At 65.3% G+C, this 16,997-nt stretch carries 18 protein-coding genes; 7 read left to right on the top strand and 11 right to left on the bottom strand.

Annotated features, from left to right (window positions below; all coding sequences use genetic code 11):
- Positions 1–132: 132 nt before the first annotated feature.
- On the bottom strand, positions 133–1,176 hold the full coding sequence (locus ACOIX3_RS35790; RefSeq protein WP_194458843.1) for a C-terminal binding protein: 1,044 nt from the start codon (positions 1,174–1,176) through the stop codon (positions 133–135).
- A gap of 269 nt (positions 1,177–1,445) precedes the next feature.
- On the opposite strand from ACOIX3_RS35790, the gene ACOIX3_RS35785 reads away from it, so the two are divergent.
- Positions 1,446–3,131, top strand: coding sequence for a methyl-accepting chemotaxis protein (locus tag ACOIX3_RS35785; protein ID WP_420966735.1), 1,686 nt, complete (start codon positions 1,446–1,448; stop codon positions 3,129–3,131).
- A 222-nt stretch (positions 3,132–3,353) separates the two neighbouring features.
- Here the strand turns inward: ACOIX3_RS35785 and ACOIX3_RS35780 are convergent, their stop codons facing one another.
- Positions 3,354–3,737 (bottom strand): nuclear transport factor 2 family protein, encoded by a 384-nt coding sequence (locus ACOIX3_RS35780; RefSeq protein WP_420966734.1) that lies wholly within the window; start codon positions 3,735–3,737, stop codon positions 3,354–3,356.
- Positions 3,738–3,872: 135 nt separating this feature from the next.
- Between ACOIX3_RS35780 and ACOIX3_RS35775 the strand changes: the two genes are divergently transcribed.
- Entirely contained in the window at positions 3,873–4,829 is a 957-nt protein-coding gene (locus ACOIX3_RS35775; protein WP_420966733.1) for a LysR family transcriptional regulator, read from the top strand.
- A 2-nt stretch (positions 4,830–4,831) separates the two neighbouring features.
- Here ACOIX3_RS35775 and ACOIX3_RS35770 read toward each other — a convergent pair whose 3' ends face one another.
- Together ACOIX3_RS35770 and ACOIX3_RS35765 are read right to left on the bottom strand one after the other, a co-directional pair.
- A complete protein-coding gene (locus tag ACOIX3_RS35770; protein WP_420966732.1) occupies positions 4,832–5,791 on the bottom strand; it encodes a DMT family transporter in 960 nt (319 codons plus the stop codon).
- 247 nt (positions 5,792–6,038) lie between these two features.
- A complete protein-coding gene (locus tag ACOIX3_RS35765; RefSeq protein ID WP_420966731.1) occupies positions 6,039–6,884 on the bottom strand; it encodes a metal-dependent phosphohydrolase in 846 nt (281 codons plus the stop codon).
- Between the two features lie 133 nt (positions 6,885–7,017).
- Here ACOIX3_RS35765 and ACOIX3_RS35760 point away from each other — a divergent pair, with 133 nt between their 5' ends.
- Entirely contained in the window at positions 7,018–7,419 is a 402-nt protein-coding gene (locus tag ACOIX3_RS35760; protein ID WP_420966730.1) for a DUF1330 domain-containing protein, read from the top strand.
- A gap of 586 nt (positions 7,420–8,005) precedes the next feature.
- On the opposite strand, the gene ACOIX3_RS35755 is transcribed toward ACOIX3_RS35760, so the two are convergent.
- The gene (locus ACOIX3_RS35755; RefSeq protein WP_420966729.1) at positions 8,006–8,623 is read right to left on the bottom strand and encodes a TetR/AcrR family transcriptional regulator; all 618 of its coding nucleotides are present in this window, start codon (positions 8,621–8,623) and stop codon (positions 8,006–8,008) included.
- A gap of 74 nt (positions 8,624–8,697) precedes the next feature.
- On the opposite strand from ACOIX3_RS35755, the gene ACOIX3_RS35750 reads away from it, so the two are divergent.
- The gene (locus tag ACOIX3_RS35750) at positions 8,698–9,102 is read left to right on the top strand and encodes a hypothetical protein (protein WP_420966728.1); all 405 of its coding nucleotides are present in this window, start codon (positions 8,698–8,700) and stop codon (positions 9,100–9,102) included.
- Between the two features lie 2 nt (positions 9,103–9,104).
- Here ACOIX3_RS35750 and ACOIX3_RS35745 read toward each other — a convergent pair whose 3' ends face one another.
- The 5 genes from ACOIX3_RS35745 to ACOIX3_RS35725 form a co-directional block, all read right to left on the bottom strand.
- Positions 9,105–10,259 carry an alpha-hydroxy acid oxidase gene (locus ACOIX3_RS35745; RefSeq protein WP_420966727.1) on the bottom strand — a complete coding sequence of 385 codons (1,155 nt, stop codon included), beginning with the start codon at positions 10,257–10,259 and terminating at the stop codon, positions 9,105–9,107.
- 107 nt (positions 10,260–10,366) lie between these two features.
- Positions 10,367–11,176, bottom strand: a complete 810-nt coding sequence (locus ACOIX3_RS35740; RefSeq protein WP_420966726.1) for an MlaD family protein — start codon at positions 11,174–11,176, stop codon at positions 10,367–10,369.
- 82 nt (positions 11,177–11,258) lie between these two features.
- Complete coding sequence (locus ACOIX3_RS35735; RefSeq protein ID WP_420966725.1) at positions 11,259–12,185, bottom strand: DMT family transporter; 927 nt, start codon at positions 12,183–12,185, stop codon at positions 11,259–11,261.
- 287 nt (positions 12,186–12,472) lie between these two features.
- Positions 12,473–12,859, bottom strand: a complete 387-nt coding sequence (locus ACOIX3_RS35730) for a hypothetical protein (protein ID WP_420966724.1) — start codon at positions 12,857–12,859, stop codon at positions 12,473–12,475.
- A gap of 339 nt (positions 12,860–13,198) precedes the next feature.
- Complete coding sequence (locus ACOIX3_RS35725; RefSeq protein WP_420966723.1) at positions 13,199–13,972, bottom strand: helix-turn-helix transcriptional regulator; 774 nt, start codon at positions 13,970–13,972, stop codon at positions 13,199–13,201.
- Between the two features lie 79 nt (positions 13,973–14,051).
- Between ACOIX3_RS35725 and ACOIX3_RS35720 the strand changes: the two genes are divergently transcribed.
- The 3 genes from ACOIX3_RS35720 to ACOIX3_RS35710 are packed head-to-tail and all read left to right on the top strand — an operon-like array spanning position 14,052 to position 16,289.
- Positions 14,052–14,708, top strand: a complete 657-nt coding sequence (locus ACOIX3_RS35720; RefSeq protein ID WP_420966722.1) for an acyl-homoserine-lactone synthase — start codon at positions 14,052–14,054, stop codon at positions 14,706–14,708.
- A complete protein-coding gene (locus ACOIX3_RS35715; RefSeq protein WP_420966721.1) occupies positions 14,668–16,032 on the top strand; it encodes a cytochrome P450 in 1,365 nt (454 codons plus the stop codon). Before ACOIX3_RS35720 ends, ACOIX3_RS35715 begins: the two co-directional genes overlap by 41 nt.
- Before the next feature lie 38 nt (positions 16,033–16,070).
- Positions 16,071–16,289 carry a hypothetical protein gene (locus ACOIX3_RS35710; protein ID WP_092117320.1) on the top strand — a complete coding sequence of 73 codons (219 nt, stop codon included), beginning with the start codon at positions 16,071–16,073 and terminating at the stop codon, positions 16,287–16,289.
- A 63-nt stretch (positions 16,290–16,352) separates the two neighbouring features.
- Here ACOIX3_RS35710 and ybaK read toward each other — a convergent pair whose 3' ends face one another.
- Positions 16,353–16,835, bottom strand: coding sequence for a Cys-tRNA(Pro) deacylase (gene ybaK, locus ACOIX3_RS35705; RefSeq protein WP_223969685.1), 483 nt, complete (start codon positions 16,833–16,835; stop codon positions 16,353–16,355).
- Positions 16,836–16,997 lie beyond the last annotated feature (162 nt).

Raw genomic sequence — 16,997 nt, 5'->3', positions numbered from 1 at the left:
CGTTCTTATTGTTTCGTTGTTATTGTTCCTTCCCGGCGTTGGCCGCCGGTGAAGGGTCTTGTGGTCGCGGCGCGCTCACCGCGCAAAGGGCCCGCATGACGGGCCCTCGCGCGAAAAGCGCGCATTCCCGCCTCAGCTGTTCGGACCGCGATCCATGCTGACGGGCTGCCAGCGGCGCAGCGCGGTGTCTTGCAGCACCGACGGGTTGACGCAGCTTACCGGCCACATGCCTTGCAGCACTAGTGACAATTCGTAGCCCACCCGGCGCTTGCGCGCCTCGTCAAAACGTGCCGATGCCGAGGCGACATGGGCGGTCAAGGTAACATTGTCCATCCCGAGCATCGGATTGTTGTGCGACGGCGGCTCCTTCTCCAGCACGTCGAGCGCGGCGTGGGCGATCCAGCCCTCTTGCAGCGCCTTGATCAGCGATTCCTCGTCGACGGTGGCGCCGCGGCCGGTATTGATGAAGATGGCCGATTTTTTCATCTGACGAAAATGCTTCTCGGTCAGCATGTGATGCACTTCTGGCCGCGCCGGGGCATGCATCGAGACGAAATCCGACTGCGACAGCACCTCCGACAAGGTCGAGGGAATCACGCCGTGGTCGTACATCAGCGTTTCCTGGATGAAGGGATCGTAGGCCATCATCCTGAGGCCGAACGGCGCGGCGCGCTTGGCTACCGCGCGGGCGACGCGGCCGAACGAGATGAAGCCGAGCGTCTGGCCCATCAGCCGCGGAATCTTCAAGAGCGCCGGGCGGCCCTCGGCCCAGCGGCCGCTGCGCACCATCTTGTCCTGCTCGATCAGGCGGCGGAAGCCTGCGAGCAGCAGCATCATGGCGTGGTCGGCAACCTCCTCGATGAAGGTGTCGGGGATGTTGGTGACGGGGATGCCGCGGGCGGTCGCGGCCTTGACGTCGACCGAGTCGACGCCGACGCTGCCGAGCGTGATCACCTTGCAGTTCTCCAGCGCATCGATCACCGCTTTGGTGATCGGCATGCCCTTGGCGTAGATCGCGTCCGCGGTGCGTGCCGCGGCGATGAATTCGGCCTCGTTGGCCGGCGCCTCGACGATCTCGGCGCCGATCGGATCGAGCGCCTCCCGCTCATAATCATAGCCGCCGCCGGCGACCGTGAAGCTCGCGCCCTTCGGCGTCACCACCCTGAATTTCGACATTGTCTGCTCCCGATTGAGGTCTTCTGTTCTTGCTTCTTGCTGGTTTGCTTCTTGATGTTCTTGCTTGCCGGAGCGCGGCCTGGATCACCGCTGTCCCTACTTCTACGCGAGCGGCGCTGCTCTCTCCACAATTGCCGGTTGGTCCGTGGCCCGATTCTCCGGGCTTCTACGGGGAACCTCCGTAACCATCAGGTAAAGGGTCTCACATTACGGTGAGCGGAATCAATCCGCCAATCGCGTCGCGTTCCCCGCCTCTTCTGGAGATCCCCGTGAAGCTGTCAAATCTGAAGATCACCCCCAAGCTCGGCATTCTGGTGGGGGTGGCGCTCCTTGGCCTGTGCACGGCCGGCATCTTGGCAATCAATCTGATGCAGCGTGAGATGACGAATGCGCGCATCGAGCAGGCAAAGGCCATGGTCGATATGGCCAGGAACATGGCAGCGAGCCTGAAGAAGGATGTCGACGCCGGAAAGATGACCAAGGAAGCGGCACTCGCCGAGTTGGGCAAGCGCGGCAACGCGATGACCTACGATAACGGCTCGGGCTATTTGTTCGGCACGGACTACAACGGCATCACGGTGCTGGCACCCGATCCGAAGCAGGTTGGCACCAATCGGATGGACGTCGTGACCAACGGCCGCAAGCTTTCGCAGGAGCTGATGGACGGCGTGAAGGCCAAGGGCGACATTCTGCTGTTCTACGAATACGTGAAGCCGGGTCAGGAGACGCCGATCCGGAAGCTTGGCTACGCCGTCGCAGTGCCTGGCTTCGATATGTATCTCGGCACCGGCGCCTATCTCGACGATATTGACGCCAAGATGCGTCCCATTGCCTGGTTGCTTGGGCTCGCGATCCTCGGCATCGGCATCATCTCGAGTTCGGTCGCCTGGCTGATCGGGCGCAGCATCTCCCGGCCGCTCAACCTGCTGGGCTCCCGCATGCGCGACATCGCCGACGGCAAGCTCGACGGCGACATCCCGGGCGTCGGCCGCGGCGATGAGGTCGGCGGCATGGCGGCGACCGTGCAGATCTTCAAGGACAACGCGATCCGCATCCGCGGCCTCGAGCAGGCCGAGGCTGAGACGCAGGCGCGCGCCACTGCCGAACGGCGCAGCGCGATGCAGGGCCTTGCCAGCGATTTCGAGCGCAGCGTGAACGGCATCGTCCGGACGGTGGCCTCCGCCGCCGCCGGCATGCAGACCACGGCGCAGTCGATGACGGCGACCGCCAGCGACGCCAGCGCGCGGGCCGCGACGGTGGGTGCTGCCTCCGACTCTGCCTCCAACAATGTCGGCACCGTCGCCGCGGCGGCCGAGGAGCTCTCCAGCTCGGTCGCGGAAATCTCGCGCCAGGTGGCGCGCTCCAGCGAGGTCGCAAGCCAGGCGGTGGCCGATGCCGAGCGCACCAATGCGACCGTGCAGGCGCTCTCCACCGGCGCCGAGAAGATCGGCGAGGTGGTCAAGCTGATCCACTCGATCGCCGCCCAGACCAACCTGCTCGCGCTCAACGCCACCATCGAGGCGGCACGCGCCGGCGAATCCGGCCGCGGCTTCGCGGTGGTCGCCTCCGAGGTGAAGGCACTGGCCAACCAGACCGCGAAGGCGACCGAGGAGATCTCGGCGCAGGTCGCGGCGATGCAGGCCTCCACCGGCGAGGCGGTGACATCGATCGGCGGCATCACCGCGACCATCGCGCAGATGAGCGAGATCACGGCCTCGATCTCGACCGCGATCGACCAGCAGGGCGATGCGACGCGCGAGATCGCGCGCAACATTCAGCAGGTCGCAGCCGGCTCGAGCGAGATCTCCGCCCATATCGGCGGCGTCACCACCGCGGCCGCCGCCACCGGCACCGCGGCGGGCGACGTGCTGTCGAACGCACGCGAGCTCGACACACAATCGGGCATGCTGCGCAACGCGGTCGACGAGTTCCTGCAGAAGGTGCGCGCGGCGTAACGGATTGCGTAGGGTGGGTTAGCTAGCGAAAGCGCAACTCACCCTGCGCATTCCACGACTGTGACGGAATTGGCAGACTTCGCAGGGGCGCGCTGCCAAAATATCGAAAACAACCCCATGCAAAGTAGCCGGTGACGGACGGCGTGCGACCAGCCGACTTGACACGTCGGGCAAATCAGTGTCACATTTCTAGTATTCCGAAAATCCAGTCGTGGGGCGACACTACGATCCCGCGGGGAAGACCTGCGCGACGTGAAACGCCTTGGTGGTGATGAGCCACCGGCCGTCGATCCGATGAAACACGAGATGGTCGATGAAGCCGGTTTGGCCGGCCCTGACGCGCACCTTGGCGATGGCGAGATCAGATGCGGTCTGGTCGATGCTGATGATGGCCTCATCGCGCGGCGATTTCATCGACGCCGGCGAGGGGCGGTTGCGGATGAAGTCGCGGAATTCCGCGGCCGACCGCACCGTGTGCTTGCCGTCCCGGATGCCGTGCACGATGCAGGCATCGGAGAAGACGTCGCGGAACCGGCTATCGTCGACGTCATACATCAGGTTGAAATATCCATCGATCGCGGATGCGATGGCCTGGATGTCGCTCATTGCAAAATCTCCGTAGCGGATGATGTGGCGGTGGCCTCACCGGATCGAACCGGTGATCTGCGCCGACAGTGGCCGATATGGTGGCGGAGTGCTACGACTGGGCGGTCATCTCTTGGATGACTGAGAGGCATCGGCATGGACGAAGTTGACGGTCGACTGGTTGGCGGCCTGGTGGTCCTCGCGGCGCTGGCGGATGCGCGCAGTTTTGGCCGCGCCGCCGAACGGCTCGGCATGACGCAATCCGGGGTCAGCAAGGCGATCGCCAAGCTCGAGGCGCGCCTCGATGCCAGGCTGGTTCACCGCACCAGCCGCGCCGTCGAGCTCACCGAGGAAGGACGTGCGCTGGTCGAGCGGGTTGCCGCGCATCTGGCCGGGATCGGCGAGGCGGCGGCGGAGACCTCGAAATCGCGCGATGCGGTCCGCGGCAGGCTGCGGGTCAATGTCGACCCGCTGTTTTCCCGCATGGTGCTGTCCCCGAAGCTGAGCGAGTTCCTGCTACAGAATCCAGGCATGGAGCTGCGGATCGAGACCCGCGACCGGATCGCGGATCTGGTCAGCGACGGTTTTGATCTGGCGGTGCGTTTCGGCGAGCCGGCGCCGTCGGCGCTGATTGCGCGCCGCGTGCTCGATGCGCGCGTGCTCACCGTGGCCTCGCCGATCTATCTCGCACGACACGGCCGGCCGCTTGATCCGCGGGAGCTGGCGAGCTGCGACCATCAGTGCATCCAGGCCATCGACGCGGCGACCGGGCGTCCGTTCGATTGGGAGTTTTGGCGCGGCGGCGAGGTGGTGCCGGTCGCGGTCAACGGGCGGCTCACCGTGACCGATTCAGGAACCAAGCTCGGCGCTTGCCTGGCCGGCTTCGGCATCGCGCAGGTGATCGATCTCGGCCTCGACGATCACCTGCGGAGCGGTGCGTTGGTCGAGCTGTTTCCGGATTGGCCCGACGAGCGTTTCCCGCTCTACGTCTACTACGCCTCGCGTAACCACGTGCCGGCCAAGGTGCGGCGGTTCATCGACTTCATCACGGAAACGCTGGCGGCAAAGCCACATTCGGCACGCAAATCCGCCGGCTTGCGCAAGGCAGGCTAGCGTCAGCTCGCGGGTTTCGCCGAGCCTTTGGCAGACCCTTGCCGTGAAGCGATGATGACGCCGGCGAGCACCAGCGCGTAGCCGATCAAATGGAACGGCGCGAGCGTCTCGCCGAGTAGCAGGATCGCCATCGCCGAGCCGAACACCGGCACCAGGTGGAAGAACGGCGCCGCGCGGTTCGGGCCGATCAATGCGACGCCGCGGTTGAAGAACAGATAGGCGAGCGTGGACGGGAAGATCAGCGTGTAGCCCAGCGTTGCGAAAGTCAGAACGTCGAGCTTCAGCGTCACGCCGTTGGCGAATTCCCAGATGGCCACCGGCAACAGCATCAGCGCTCCGCAGCAGGTGGTGAACGAGATCAGCGAGAGCTGATGGATTTTCGGCCGCCGCGGGATCAGCGCCGAATACAGTCCGAACGACACCAGCGAGGCGCCGAACATGATGTCACCGCGGTTGAAGCTGATGCTGGCGAGCGCCGAGAAATCGCCGCGCAGGATGATGGTCAGCACGCCGGCCAGCGAGATCGCGATGCCGGCAAGCTGCGCCGGGGTTAGCCGGACGCCGAACAGGATCAGCGACCACAGTGCCACGAACAGCGGCCCCGCCGACTGGATCAGCAGCGCGTTCAACGCCTCGGTATATTGCATCGCCCAGTAGGAGATCGCGTTGTTGAACGCGAAGCCGACCGCGGACAACAGCAGCATCAGCGGCAGCGCCTTGCGCAGCTTCGGCCAGTCCTCCTTCAGATGCGGCCAGGCGAACGGCAACAGGATCAGGAACACGCCGAACCAGCGGATCGTGGTCAGCGTGACCGGCGGCACATGGCTGCCGACATGCCGAGCCAGCACAATATTGGCAGCCCAGAACAGCGACGTCAGGCTGAGCAGCAGATAGGGCTGGTTGTTGAGCCAGTGCAGCGGCTGATATCGCGGGGTTGTGGCGGGGGCGGGCAAGGCGGTCATTATCTGGCGGATGTTGTGCCCGAATCCGCCGCCGCCACAAGACGAAAGAGCGGATTGGAGCCATGCGTGCGGGGGGCTCAATCTGTCGCGGAGGCTACACCGCCGCGGAACAACAGAACCCGTCATCCTGAGAGACCGTGAATGTATGCCTCTCGATGACGCAACATACTCGATGTCGTCCCGGCCTAGTGCGCAATTGCGCACTAGGCCGGGACGACATCGGGGAGAGATTGCGCTGCATCCCCGCCTACTTCTGCGGCCCGGACAGCGAGATGTCGCGCTCGGCGCGAAATACGTTGCCGTAGAGATTGGCGATCCATTGTCGTCCGCTGGAGGTGATGTTGAGGTGGCGGATCGCCTTCTGCACATGCGGCGCGACGCTGTCCCAATAGAAGCGTGGATAGAGGTCGACGAGGTCGGCCGGCGAATCGTAGCCGAGCTGGCGGTTCAGTCCGGCCTCCTCGAATTCGAGGTACAGCGCGTTGGCCTTGCGGATGTAATGGGGATCGCCGAGCTGGCCGATCAGGTCGGCGGCCCGCAGCAGGATGGCCTCCTCGCCGAATTCCTCATCCCCGTCCGGCGCGCTCTGCGGAAAGCGGGTGCCCTCGATGGCGCGCGCGATGCGCTCCTTGTCGAGGAGGGCGACGCCCTTGAGCCGCTCCATCACGAAGATCTTCGAGCGGTCGACGTGATAGGACATCAGCGCCGCATCCGACGAGCCGCGCGGCAGGATCACCTTGCGGCCATCGGCAGCGACCAGATAGCCGTCCTGGTCGTCGGCATCGAACAGCCCGCGCACATAGCCGATATCATGGGTGAGGCAGGCGACGATGACATGCGCATAATCCTCGGCGCTCATGTGCGAGTGCAGCGCGCGGCCGCGCAGGATGGCGTGGCCCGCCAGGGTCACCAGCATGGTGTGCTCGACATTGTGATACAGCGCGTCGCTGTTGCCGATGCACTCGATGGCGATCCGCGCGATCGAGGGCACCATCTCGACCAGTTGGGTCTGCGAAGAGCCGAACCGGCGCTGCATGTATTCGCCGAGGAATTTGCCGAGCGCATCGGCCGCAAGTTCGGGAAGGGTCATCACGGCATTGACCTCCGAGATCGGGTGACGAGCTTACGGCCTGCCGGCATTTCAGGGTAGTCCCGCGATGTGACATAATCGTTGCGGCCGGACCGACCCGGCCCGGGCTTATGCGACTTTGGGCGGGAGCTGGCGGATGGGTGTCGATCTCTTGAACGTCAAAGGCTTGAGCGAACTGGATCAAAAGGCTCCGGTCGTGATGGTCAATCTGATGCGATTTCGCCAGCGGTCACTCGATGGCGACGGCTCGGGCTGGGATGCCTATCTGCGCTACAGCGCGCTCACCGTCCCCATGATCAAGGCACGCGGCGGCACGCTGCTCTGGACCGGCAGCGCCGAGACGGTGGCGCTGGGCGAGCCGGCCGGCCAGCGCTGGGATTACCTCGCCCTGGTCTATTACCCGAGTGTCGCCGCCTTCCTCGACATGATGACCTCGGCCGACTACGAGACCCGCTGCGACCCGCATCGCCGCAACGGCTGCGAGGAGCACGTCATCATCGCGACGCGCGAGGCCTACAGCAAGTTCAAGCTTACGTAGCACCGTCACCCTGAGGAGCGCGGAACGCGCGTCTCGAAGGGTCGACGGCCCGACTGTGGCCGATTCATCCTTCGAGACGCCGCTTCGCGGCTCCTCAGGATGACGGGTTGATTAGCGGCGTGAGGGCCGAGCGGCAGGCCGCCTGAACCGCCCGGCAGACTTTATCCTTCGACCGTCCCGCGCTGAGCGAGGCGCACGTCATCATCGCGACGCGCGAGGCCTACAGCAAGTTTAGGCTTACGTAGCACCGTCACCCTGAGGAGCGCGGAACGCGCGTCTCGAAGGGTCGACGGCCCGACTGTGGCCGATTCATCCTTCGAGACGCCGCTTCGCGGCTCCTCAGGATGACGGGTTGATTAGCGGCGTGAGTGCCGAGCGGCAGGCCGCCTGAACCGCCCGGCAGACTTTATCCTTCGACCGTCCCGCGCTGAGCGAGGAGCACGTCATCATCGCGACGCGCGAGGCCTACAGCAAGTTCAAGCCTACGTAGCACCGTCACCCTGAGGAGGCCGCAACGCGGCCGTCTCGAAGGGTCGACGGCCCGACTGTGGCCGATTCATCCTTCGAGACGCCGCTTCGCGGCTCCTCAGGATGACGGGTTGATTAGCCGCGCGAGGGCTGAGCGGCAGGCCGCCTGCACCACTCGGCAGACCTCATCCCGCGACCGTCCCGCGCTCAGCGAGGCGAAGGTCGGATAGCTTGTCAGTGCGAAGATCAGGTCGACGGCATCCTTGCGGGCCTGCGGCGGCGCGGCCTTGCCCGCGATGCGGTCGACCAATGCGGTGACGCCGCGGCGGCGGCGCTCGTTGCGCTCGCGCACCGCTTCGGCGAATTCGGGATCGGTCGCCATCGCGTCGTGCAGGCGGGCGACCGCGGAATCGCGGCTCCAGAAGCCGCAGAAGATCTCGACCATGCGGTCGAGCGCGGCGCACGGATCGGCCATCGCCATGGCGTCGGCGAGCTGGTGCAGCCCGCCATGACGCGCGATCTCGTCGAACACGGCTTCCAGCAGCCCGCGCCGCGAGCCGAACTGGTTATAGACCGTCAGCCGCGTCACGCCGGCGGCCTTCGCCACCGTATCCAGCGAGAAGCGCGCAATGCTCTCGCCTTCGCGCAGCGTGCGCGAGGCCGCCTCGATCACGCGCTCGCGGGTCTCGGCGGCGGCGGCGCTGCGCGCCGGGCTCACGTAGCTGCGCGGCGGCATCGGCTGGCCTTGCTTTCGTCAGATTGACTATACATTATGTATATCTAATTTCCAATGCCCTTTGGAGCGAGATCATGCAGACCGTCCTCATCATAGCCCTGTCCCTTCACGTCCTGTCATCGGTGTTTTGGGCCGGCTCCAGCTTCACTTTGGCGCGCACCGGCGGGCTCGGTGGCGAGAAGCTGCTGGTCCCGCAAATCGGCGCGGCGACGGTTGCGATCGTGACCGGCGCCACGCTCTGGCGCCTGGTCCATGAAGGTTCGTTCGCGCTGTCGGAGCAGATCCTGGCGGGCGGCGCGCTCGCCGCGCTGGCCGCCGTTGCCGTGCAGATCATCGTCGGCGGCGGCGCTATCCGGCAGCTGCGCAATGGCGCGGCCGAACCGTCAGCCGCGCGTTCGCGGCTCGCGGTCGCCCAGCGCATCGCGGCCGGGCTGCTCGCGATCACCGCGCTCTGCATGGGCGCGGCGCGCTATGCGTGAGCTCAGAATTTGCGCACGAGGTCGGGGGTGATCTCTTTCAGGCTGCGGATGCCGAGCAGCGCAAGATCGCGGTCGATCTCGGCGTGCAGCAGCGAGATCGCGCGCGCGACACCGGCTTCGCCCGCGACCACGGCGGCATAGAGGAACGGCCGGCCGATCCAGACGAAGTCCGCACCGAGCGCCAGCGCCTTGATCACGTCGGTGCCGCGGCGGATGCCGCCGTCCATCATCACGGTCATGCTGCCCTTCTGTGCCGCGATCTCCGGCAGTGTGCGCAAGCCCGAGACGGTGTAGTCGAGCTGGCGGCCGCCATGGTTGGAGACCATCACGCCGTCGCAGCCGTGCTCGCGCGCCAGCCGCGCGTCCTCCGGCGAGATCAGCCCCTTGACCACGAGCTTGCCGCGCCAGCGCTTCCGGATCAGCTCGACGTGTTTCCAGGCGAGCTGGTCGCGGCTGCCGATGTTGCGCATCAAATTCTTGGACAGCACCGGCGGGCCCCGCTTGGCGTCCATGTTCTCGAAATGCGGCATGCCGTGATTGAACACGGTGCGTGCCCAGGTGTTCAGCAGCCAGTCCGGATGGGTGATGGTGTCCCAGAACACCCGCGGCGTGATCTCGAGCGGCACCTGGAAGCCGTTGCGGATGTTGTTCTCGCGGTTGGGCGGCACCGGCACGTCGGCTGTGACGACGAAGGTGTCGTAGCCGGCCGCCGCGACGCGATCGACCAGCGGCTCGATCCGCTCGTCGAGCCCGGCGAGATAGGCCTGGTACCAGGCCTGCTGATTGGCGGCGCGGACGTCCTCCAGCGTGATCAGGGAGGAGGCCGAGAGGATCATCGGCACGTTGGCCGCGGCCGCGGCGCGCGCCAGCACGATGTCGCCGCGATAGGCGCACAGTGCCGACGAGCCCATCGGCGGAATCCCGAACGGCGAGGTGTAGCTCTTGCCGAACAGCGTCGTGCTCTGGTCACGGCCGGAGACGTCCTTCAGCACCCGCGGCACGAAGCCGTATTCGTCGAATGCCCGGCGATTGTCTGACCGCGCCGCGTCGGTCTCGGCGCCGCCGGAGATGTAGCCGTAGAGGAATTTCGGCAACAGCCGCCGCGCCTGCGGCTCGAAATCGTCGAGTGTGAGATAGCGCCGCAAATGCCGGGGCACGGCGCTCGCCGCGCGGTTGACGGTTGCGGGAGGCGGGGAAGGGGCTGCGGTCCGGTCGTGCACGTCGAGTGTTTCCGTTGTTCTTGGTTCTTGGCTGGAACGCGAGGCTAGCGCCTGCCGCCGCGCCCGACAATTTTCTCGTTGAATTGGTTGACGGACTGGCTGACGTCGCTGAGCGTCTTGCGGGTCTCGGCGATCATGGTGCCGGACTTCTTGTCGAAGCTCTGGATCAGCTCGCGGAGCGAGATCACGGTCGGCAGCAGCTCGCCGCCATATTTGTCGCTGCCGAAGCTCTTCAGGAACTTGTCGGCCGAGGTCAGCTTGGCGTCGACAGTGCTGATGCCGTCGTCGGCGGCATCGATGAAGCCGGCGATCAATTCGCCATTGCCGGACAGCGAGTTGGTGAAGTTCTCGAGCCCGAGCAGAGAGTCCTTGATGTCGGCCTGGTTCTCGGTGATGACGCGGTCGACATTGCGCAACGCGACCCGCAGCTTCTCCTGGATGCCCATCGTGCCTTCGGCGTCAGCGGTCAGCTCGGGAATGCCGTCGGCGCCGAGCGCAGGCGGCGGAGCATCGTCGGTGCCGCCGGTGAAGGAGATCGAGGCGATCCCGGTGAGGCCCTGGAATTCGAGGCCGACCTGGGAGTCCTTCTTGATCGGGGCGTTGCCCTCGATCCGCGTCATCGCCACCACGCGGTGACGGTCGAGCCTGATCGAGACCACTTCGCCGATCCGCACGCCGGCGAAGTTGACGCTGCCGCCGCGGCGCAGGCCGGAGGCCGAGCCCTCGAACACGACGCGGAACGGCACCATCCGCTTGATGCCGGCATAGCGCTGATAGCCCAGCCAGCCGCCGAGCGAGCCGGCGATCAAAGCCAGCGTCAGGGTGCCGATCACGAGATTGCTGGCGCGCGCCATGCGTTGGGAACCTGTCCGCGAAGCAGACCTCAAGAGATAGCGGATTTGCCGCCGCTAGTCACCGCGCCTCCGGCGGGCGAGTTCAGGCCGACTGCCGCCGCGACGCCGCGAAAACCCCGGCCAGCACCAGCGCGAAGCCGATGAAGTGGAAGGCCTGCGGATGCTCGCCGATGAACACGATCGACATGATGGTGCCGAACACCGGCACCATGTGGAAGAACGGCGCGGCGCGGTTGGCGCCGATCAGCTGCACACCGCGGTTGAAGCACAGATAGGCCACCGTCGAGGGGAATACCGCGACATAGAACAGCGACAGCAGATTGCTGGCCGTGAGCTGCATCACCGGACGCGTGCCGAGTTCCCAGATCAGGAACGGGATCAGGAACAGCGCGCCGCAGCCGAAGGTGAAGGCCGCGACCGACAGGCCATGGATCCTGGGCCGCTTCAGGGTCAGCACCGAGTACAGCGCGAAGATCACCAGCGCGGCGATGAAGATCAGGTCGCCCTTGTTGAACTCGATCTTCGACAGCGTCGTGAGATCGCCGTGCAGCAGGATCACCAGCACGCCGGCGAGCGACAGCAAGACGCCGCAGAGCTGCGCCAGCGTCAGCCGTGCGCCGAGCAGGATCAGCGACCACAGCGCGACCATCAGCGGCACGGAGGATTGCAGCAGCAGCGTGTTGAGCGCCTGGGTGTGCTCGAGCGCCCAGTATTGCAGCGTGTTGAAGGCGCTGATGCCGGTCATCGACAGCAGCATCATGATGCCGAGATTCTTGCGGATCGCAGGCCAGTCGCTGGCGAGGTGCTTCCAGGCAAACGGCAGGATGATCAGGAACGCCATGAACCAGCGCAGGAACGACAGCGTCACCGGCGGAATATGGCCGGCCGCGAGCCGGCCGACGATGGCATTGCCGGCCCAGCACATCGCGGTGATGCAGAGCAATAGGTATGGCTGGTTGGCGATCCAGGAGCCGGACGCAGGCGTTGTGGTGGAATCGGTGGCAGACATGCGAAGGGCCCGGGTTCACGACGCCGCGGCCCGCCCGCCCGGCCGTCGCCGAGCCGGCATGGATCGCCCCGGCACCCTGTCACAGACACGGATTCCGCCGTTCTATCAATGGTGATCGACGCATCGCGACCATGCGCGAAGGCCCCTTACGAGAGGCGCGACGGCGCCTTGCCAGGCCGGTCGGCACCAGCCGATCCGCAAGCCTCTTGTTTGAGCATGATCTCCGCGCAAACGCGTTCCGCGTTTGTCGCGAGGGGAAACCGCTTCGCACCTTTCCGGATCATGCTCTAGCCGGTCTCCGGCGGCGTGGTCTGGCGCTTGACGATCTGCTCGGCGAGCTCGATCAGGATCCGCTTGGTGTCGGGGTCCTTGACGTCGCGGAATACCCGCAGCATGCGCAGCTCGAGCAGGGATTGCAGCGATTCCGACGCCTGGCCGCCTTGTGTCTGCGCTGTGGTGGCGGGCCGGCGATTGAGGATGTCGGCGGCGATCCCGAGCATCTCGGCGACGGTCGCCAGGCGGCCGGTCTCGATTTTGACGGTGCCGTCCACGCCGTTCTTTTGCAGGGAGGCCCCCGCGCACAGGATCTCGGCGAGATCTGCCTGCGACAGCCCGATTGCGCGCCAGCGCGCCTGCACCAGTTGATCGATCTGATCGTCCTGCGATGTGCTCATGGTGCGCTTGGGCGACCTCCAGCTACGTCCGTCGACAGCATGTCCGCGACGATGATTGGTAGCAAATGGAACACTGGTTCGTCGTGACGGGACTTCTACGGATCACCCGGGTCGACAACCGGTCCCGGCGCACCGGGCAACGTGCAGGACGATCCGTGTTTTCACGACAGTCCGGCAGTCGCGCCGGGCGGGCACTGCAATACGCACCCATGGTCTGAAATCCCTGTCATCGGGCCGCAGCCTTCTTATCAAGATCGTACGCGAATGCAATCTGGGGGTGATCGTTGAGGCAAATCCAACCCTGATGTGTGACCTCGCCACAGTTCGCGGCGTTGTCGCTCACAGGTCGATGATCCCGAGCGCGATGCTCTTCGCCACCCCGTGCGTCTTGTTGGAGGCCTCGAGCTTGCGCAGCGCCTGCTTGATGAAGCCTTCCACGGTCTCAGGCGAAATGCCGAGGATCTGCGCGGTGTCGGCGACGGTCTTGCCGCGCGCCGCCCAGGCGATCACTTCCTTCTCCCGTCCCGTCAGCTTGATGGTCTCGGCGGCGTCGGCGGGCTTCAGAATGGTCGGCGCGTTGCGCTGGTCGCGGTTGACGATGTCCATCGCGCGCTGCACCCAGTAGATCATCAGCAGATGCAGTTCATGCCGATGGCAGACGAACAGTTTGTCGAAGTCGCGCGGCTGGTCTTCCCAGAAGAACACCGTCGAGCTCGAATGCACGGCGCCGAGCCGGTCGCGATAATGGAAAGGCACCACGAAGCCGTCCTTGAATCCGAACTCGCGCGCGGCATCCATCGTCTTGACCTCGGGCGCCCGCTTGTGTCCGCTTCGCTCCGGCAGCTTCAGGCTGCTCCAGCTGAACGGCGTGTTGGTGCGTCGCGACCGCGCCAGCGCCGGGTCGGCATGGACGAATTCGTTCTGCACATACGCCCGCTTCCAGGCGTCGGGAAAGGTGCCGACATGATAGGGCAGATCAAGGTCGGGCCGGCCGGCATCGACAAAGGCGAAGCCCGAGAAGCCGTAGTTCTGGATGACACGGTGCAATGACGAGCTGAGCTCGTCGATGGTATCCGACGCCTCGATGGTTGAAATCGCGTCTACCAGGCCCATTGACTAAAACCCCCGGTTTCCGGGGGTACCACAGTTAACCCCTTTCGTTCCAGATGTTCCGCATTTGGAGGAAAGGATAATGCCGCATTCATTGGACGGATATCATGCACTCATCACCAGGGAAGAGCTTGATCCGGCGCATGTCGGGGCGATGTTGCGGCTACGCAAGCGGCTGTTCGTCGACCATTGCGGCTGGCTTCTGAGCACGACCGGCGACGTCGAACGCGATCAGTTCGACAGCTGGTATACCGAGCACTGCCTGTTGTTCGCAGGCGTCGAGCTGGTGGGCGGCTTCCGGGCGATCCGCACCGACTATCCCTACCTGACCAAGTCGGTGTTCCCGCAGCTCGCGGTGCGCCGCTTTCCGAGCCGCCGCGACGCCTGGGAAATCAGCCGTTTCGGCGTGCTGCCTGGTGTCGCGAGGTCGTGGACGGCACGCGTGAACTACGCGCTGATGTTCCGCTTCGCCGAGCTGCGCGGGGCGGCGGCGCTCGTGGCGCTCGCCGACCTTTCCTACGAGCGCTTTCTCACCCGCATGGAGATCCGCACCCGCCGCTACGGCCCGCCGCAGGTGATCGGCAATGATCGCATGGGCCGCCCGCTGACGGCGCTCGCCGGAGAAATCCCGCTTGGTCTCGCCGACAATCCCGGCCTGACCAAATTCCTCGACCTTGGACGGCAATTGGAGATTCACGATGCCTCACATGTTCTCGGACGTTCGAGCATTCCAGCGTGATCCGCTGCGTCTGCTGCTGACGCGCGGCAACGAGGCCGAGCTCGGGCTCGTGCCCCTGCGGCTCGGTCCTGCGCCGGTCTTTCTGGTGAACGATCCCGATCTGCTGCGCCCGATCCTCAAGGCGCCGGAGACCGACATCGGAAAGGGCAAGCTGATCAAGAAACTGACGCCGGTGCTCGGCCGCAGCTCGCTGATGCTGAGCGGCGAGGAGCACAAGCGGCGGCGGACGGTGTTGCAGAAGCACATGGCCAAGGGCAGCGTCGAGAAATTCCTGCCGCATATGTGCGCCGAGATCCGCGCGGTCGGCGCCAGCCTGGCGCGGCTCGGATCGTTCGATCCGCACCATGTCACCGCGATGCTGGCGCTCCGGACCATCTGCGTCGCGATCTTCGGCTCCCAGGTGATGTCGTCCGGCGACGAGGAAGCGCTGGTTCAGGCCGTCGGCGTGATCGAGGACGATCTCGCCGAGGAGATGTTCCGCGCGTTGCCGTTCGGTCCGGTGGCTTGGTACCGGCGCCGGCAGAACCGGGTCTGCGCCAAGCTTGCGATGTCGACGGTGGTGCAGCGGCTGCGCAGCAAGGCGGGCTCGAGCAGCGCGCTGCGGGATCTCGAGGCGCTTGGCCTGAGCGATCGCGATCTCGAGGACGAGATCCTGACACTGCTGCTGGCCGGCCATCACACCACCGGTTCGACGGCGGCGTGGATGTTCTACCAGATGGCCGCCGATCCAGCCCTGATGGACGACATTGCCGACGAGGCGGCGGAGTGCCTTGGCGACGACGGCGAGCTGCGACTTGACGCGGTGAAGCGCGCCAATCTGAGCGCGACGTTCGTCAAGGAGGTCTGCCGACTCTATCCCAGCGCCTGGTGGTTCTCGCGCGAGGTGATGCAGCCGGTGACGATCGGCGGGCGCGAGCTCAAGGTCGGCACTTCGCTGCTGATCTGCCCCTGGCAATTGCAGCGCGATCCCCGGCATTTCCCCGACCCGGAGCGCTTCCTGATGACGCGGCGCTACAACACCGACGCCTACATCCCGTTCGGCGCCGGCCCGCGCGCCTGCGCCGGGATGGGCGTCGCGATGCTCGAATTGCAATTGCTCGCGCTCGAGATCGCAGCCGCCTATCGCTTCACCGCCGTCAGCCCGAATCCGGCGCCCTGGCCGAAAGCCTCGGTGACGCTGATTCCGCCGCCGATGACGATCAACATCGAAGTCCGCGAGATGCCATCGCGCATCCTGCATCTCGGCGAGGAAGCCGAGCGGCTGCCATACATTTCATCCGCCAGCGCGGCGTCCATCAGCACATTACAATCGGTATCCCAATGACAACACACATCACGACGGCCAGCATCGGGCAAAGGGCCATGGATCAAGTGCAAATGCGCAGCTTGCGCGACGTCATCGCTGTCTTGATCGAGCAGCGCAGCATCGTGACGGCGGCCGGTGCGACCTTCGCCGCGCATCTGCTCGACCTCGCGATCATGCAGCTCAGGCTCAACGTCAACGATATTTCGGCGGAGGAACTGTCCGGCCTGTCCGACTACGTCGGCGCGGAGTTCAACAGGGACAAGCCCTCGCATTGATCGCGCAAACGCGTCAAAACAAGAATCTAGAGCTTCGATTCTGATCCAATCGGAACCGAAGCTCTAGTCCTGCGTCGCCACCAGCGCCTTCATCGTGGCGCCGGCGGCAAGCGCGGCGTCGTTCGGATCGATCTCGATCTGCAGGCCGCGCTGGCCGCCATTGACGAACACGGTGACATGGGTGAGCGCGGTCTCGTCGATCGCGGTCGGCACTTTCTTTTTCTGGCCGAACGGGCTGATGCCGCCGACATGATAGCCGGTCAGCCGCTCGGCATCGGCCGGGCGCATCATCTTGGCCGACTTGCCGCCGAGGGCTGCGGCAAGCTTCTTCATGCTGACCTCGCAATCGGACGGCACCACGGCGCAGACCGGCTTGCCGTCGACCTCCGCCATCAGCGTCTTGAGCATGCGGTTCGGGTCGACCCCGAGCGCCTCCGCCGCCTGCAGCCCGATGCTCTCGGCGCTGGAATCGTAGACATAGGTGTGGAGCTTGAAGGCAATGCCTAGCTTGCGCAGCGCAATCGTCGCTTGTGTCGAATTGGGCATGGTCCGGGCCGGTTGATACGGCCGAATGATCGCCGCATTGGGCCCGGCGATCAATCGGCCGTACGGTCAGCGTCAGGCGGCGCCAACATTAAATTCCCGCCAGTCCGGAACTGCCGGGCGCAGCATGGAATTTTCAGGGGATATCAAAGGCTTGTCGCTCCT

This window comes from Bradyrhizobium sp. B120 (genome assembly GCF_049075665.1).
Lineage (GTDB): Bacteria > Pseudomonadota > Alphaproteobacteria > Rhizobiales > Xanthobacteraceae > Bradyrhizobium.
Note: the sequence above shows the minus strand (reverse complement) of the source record. Positions and strands in the feature narration are given on the sequence as shown.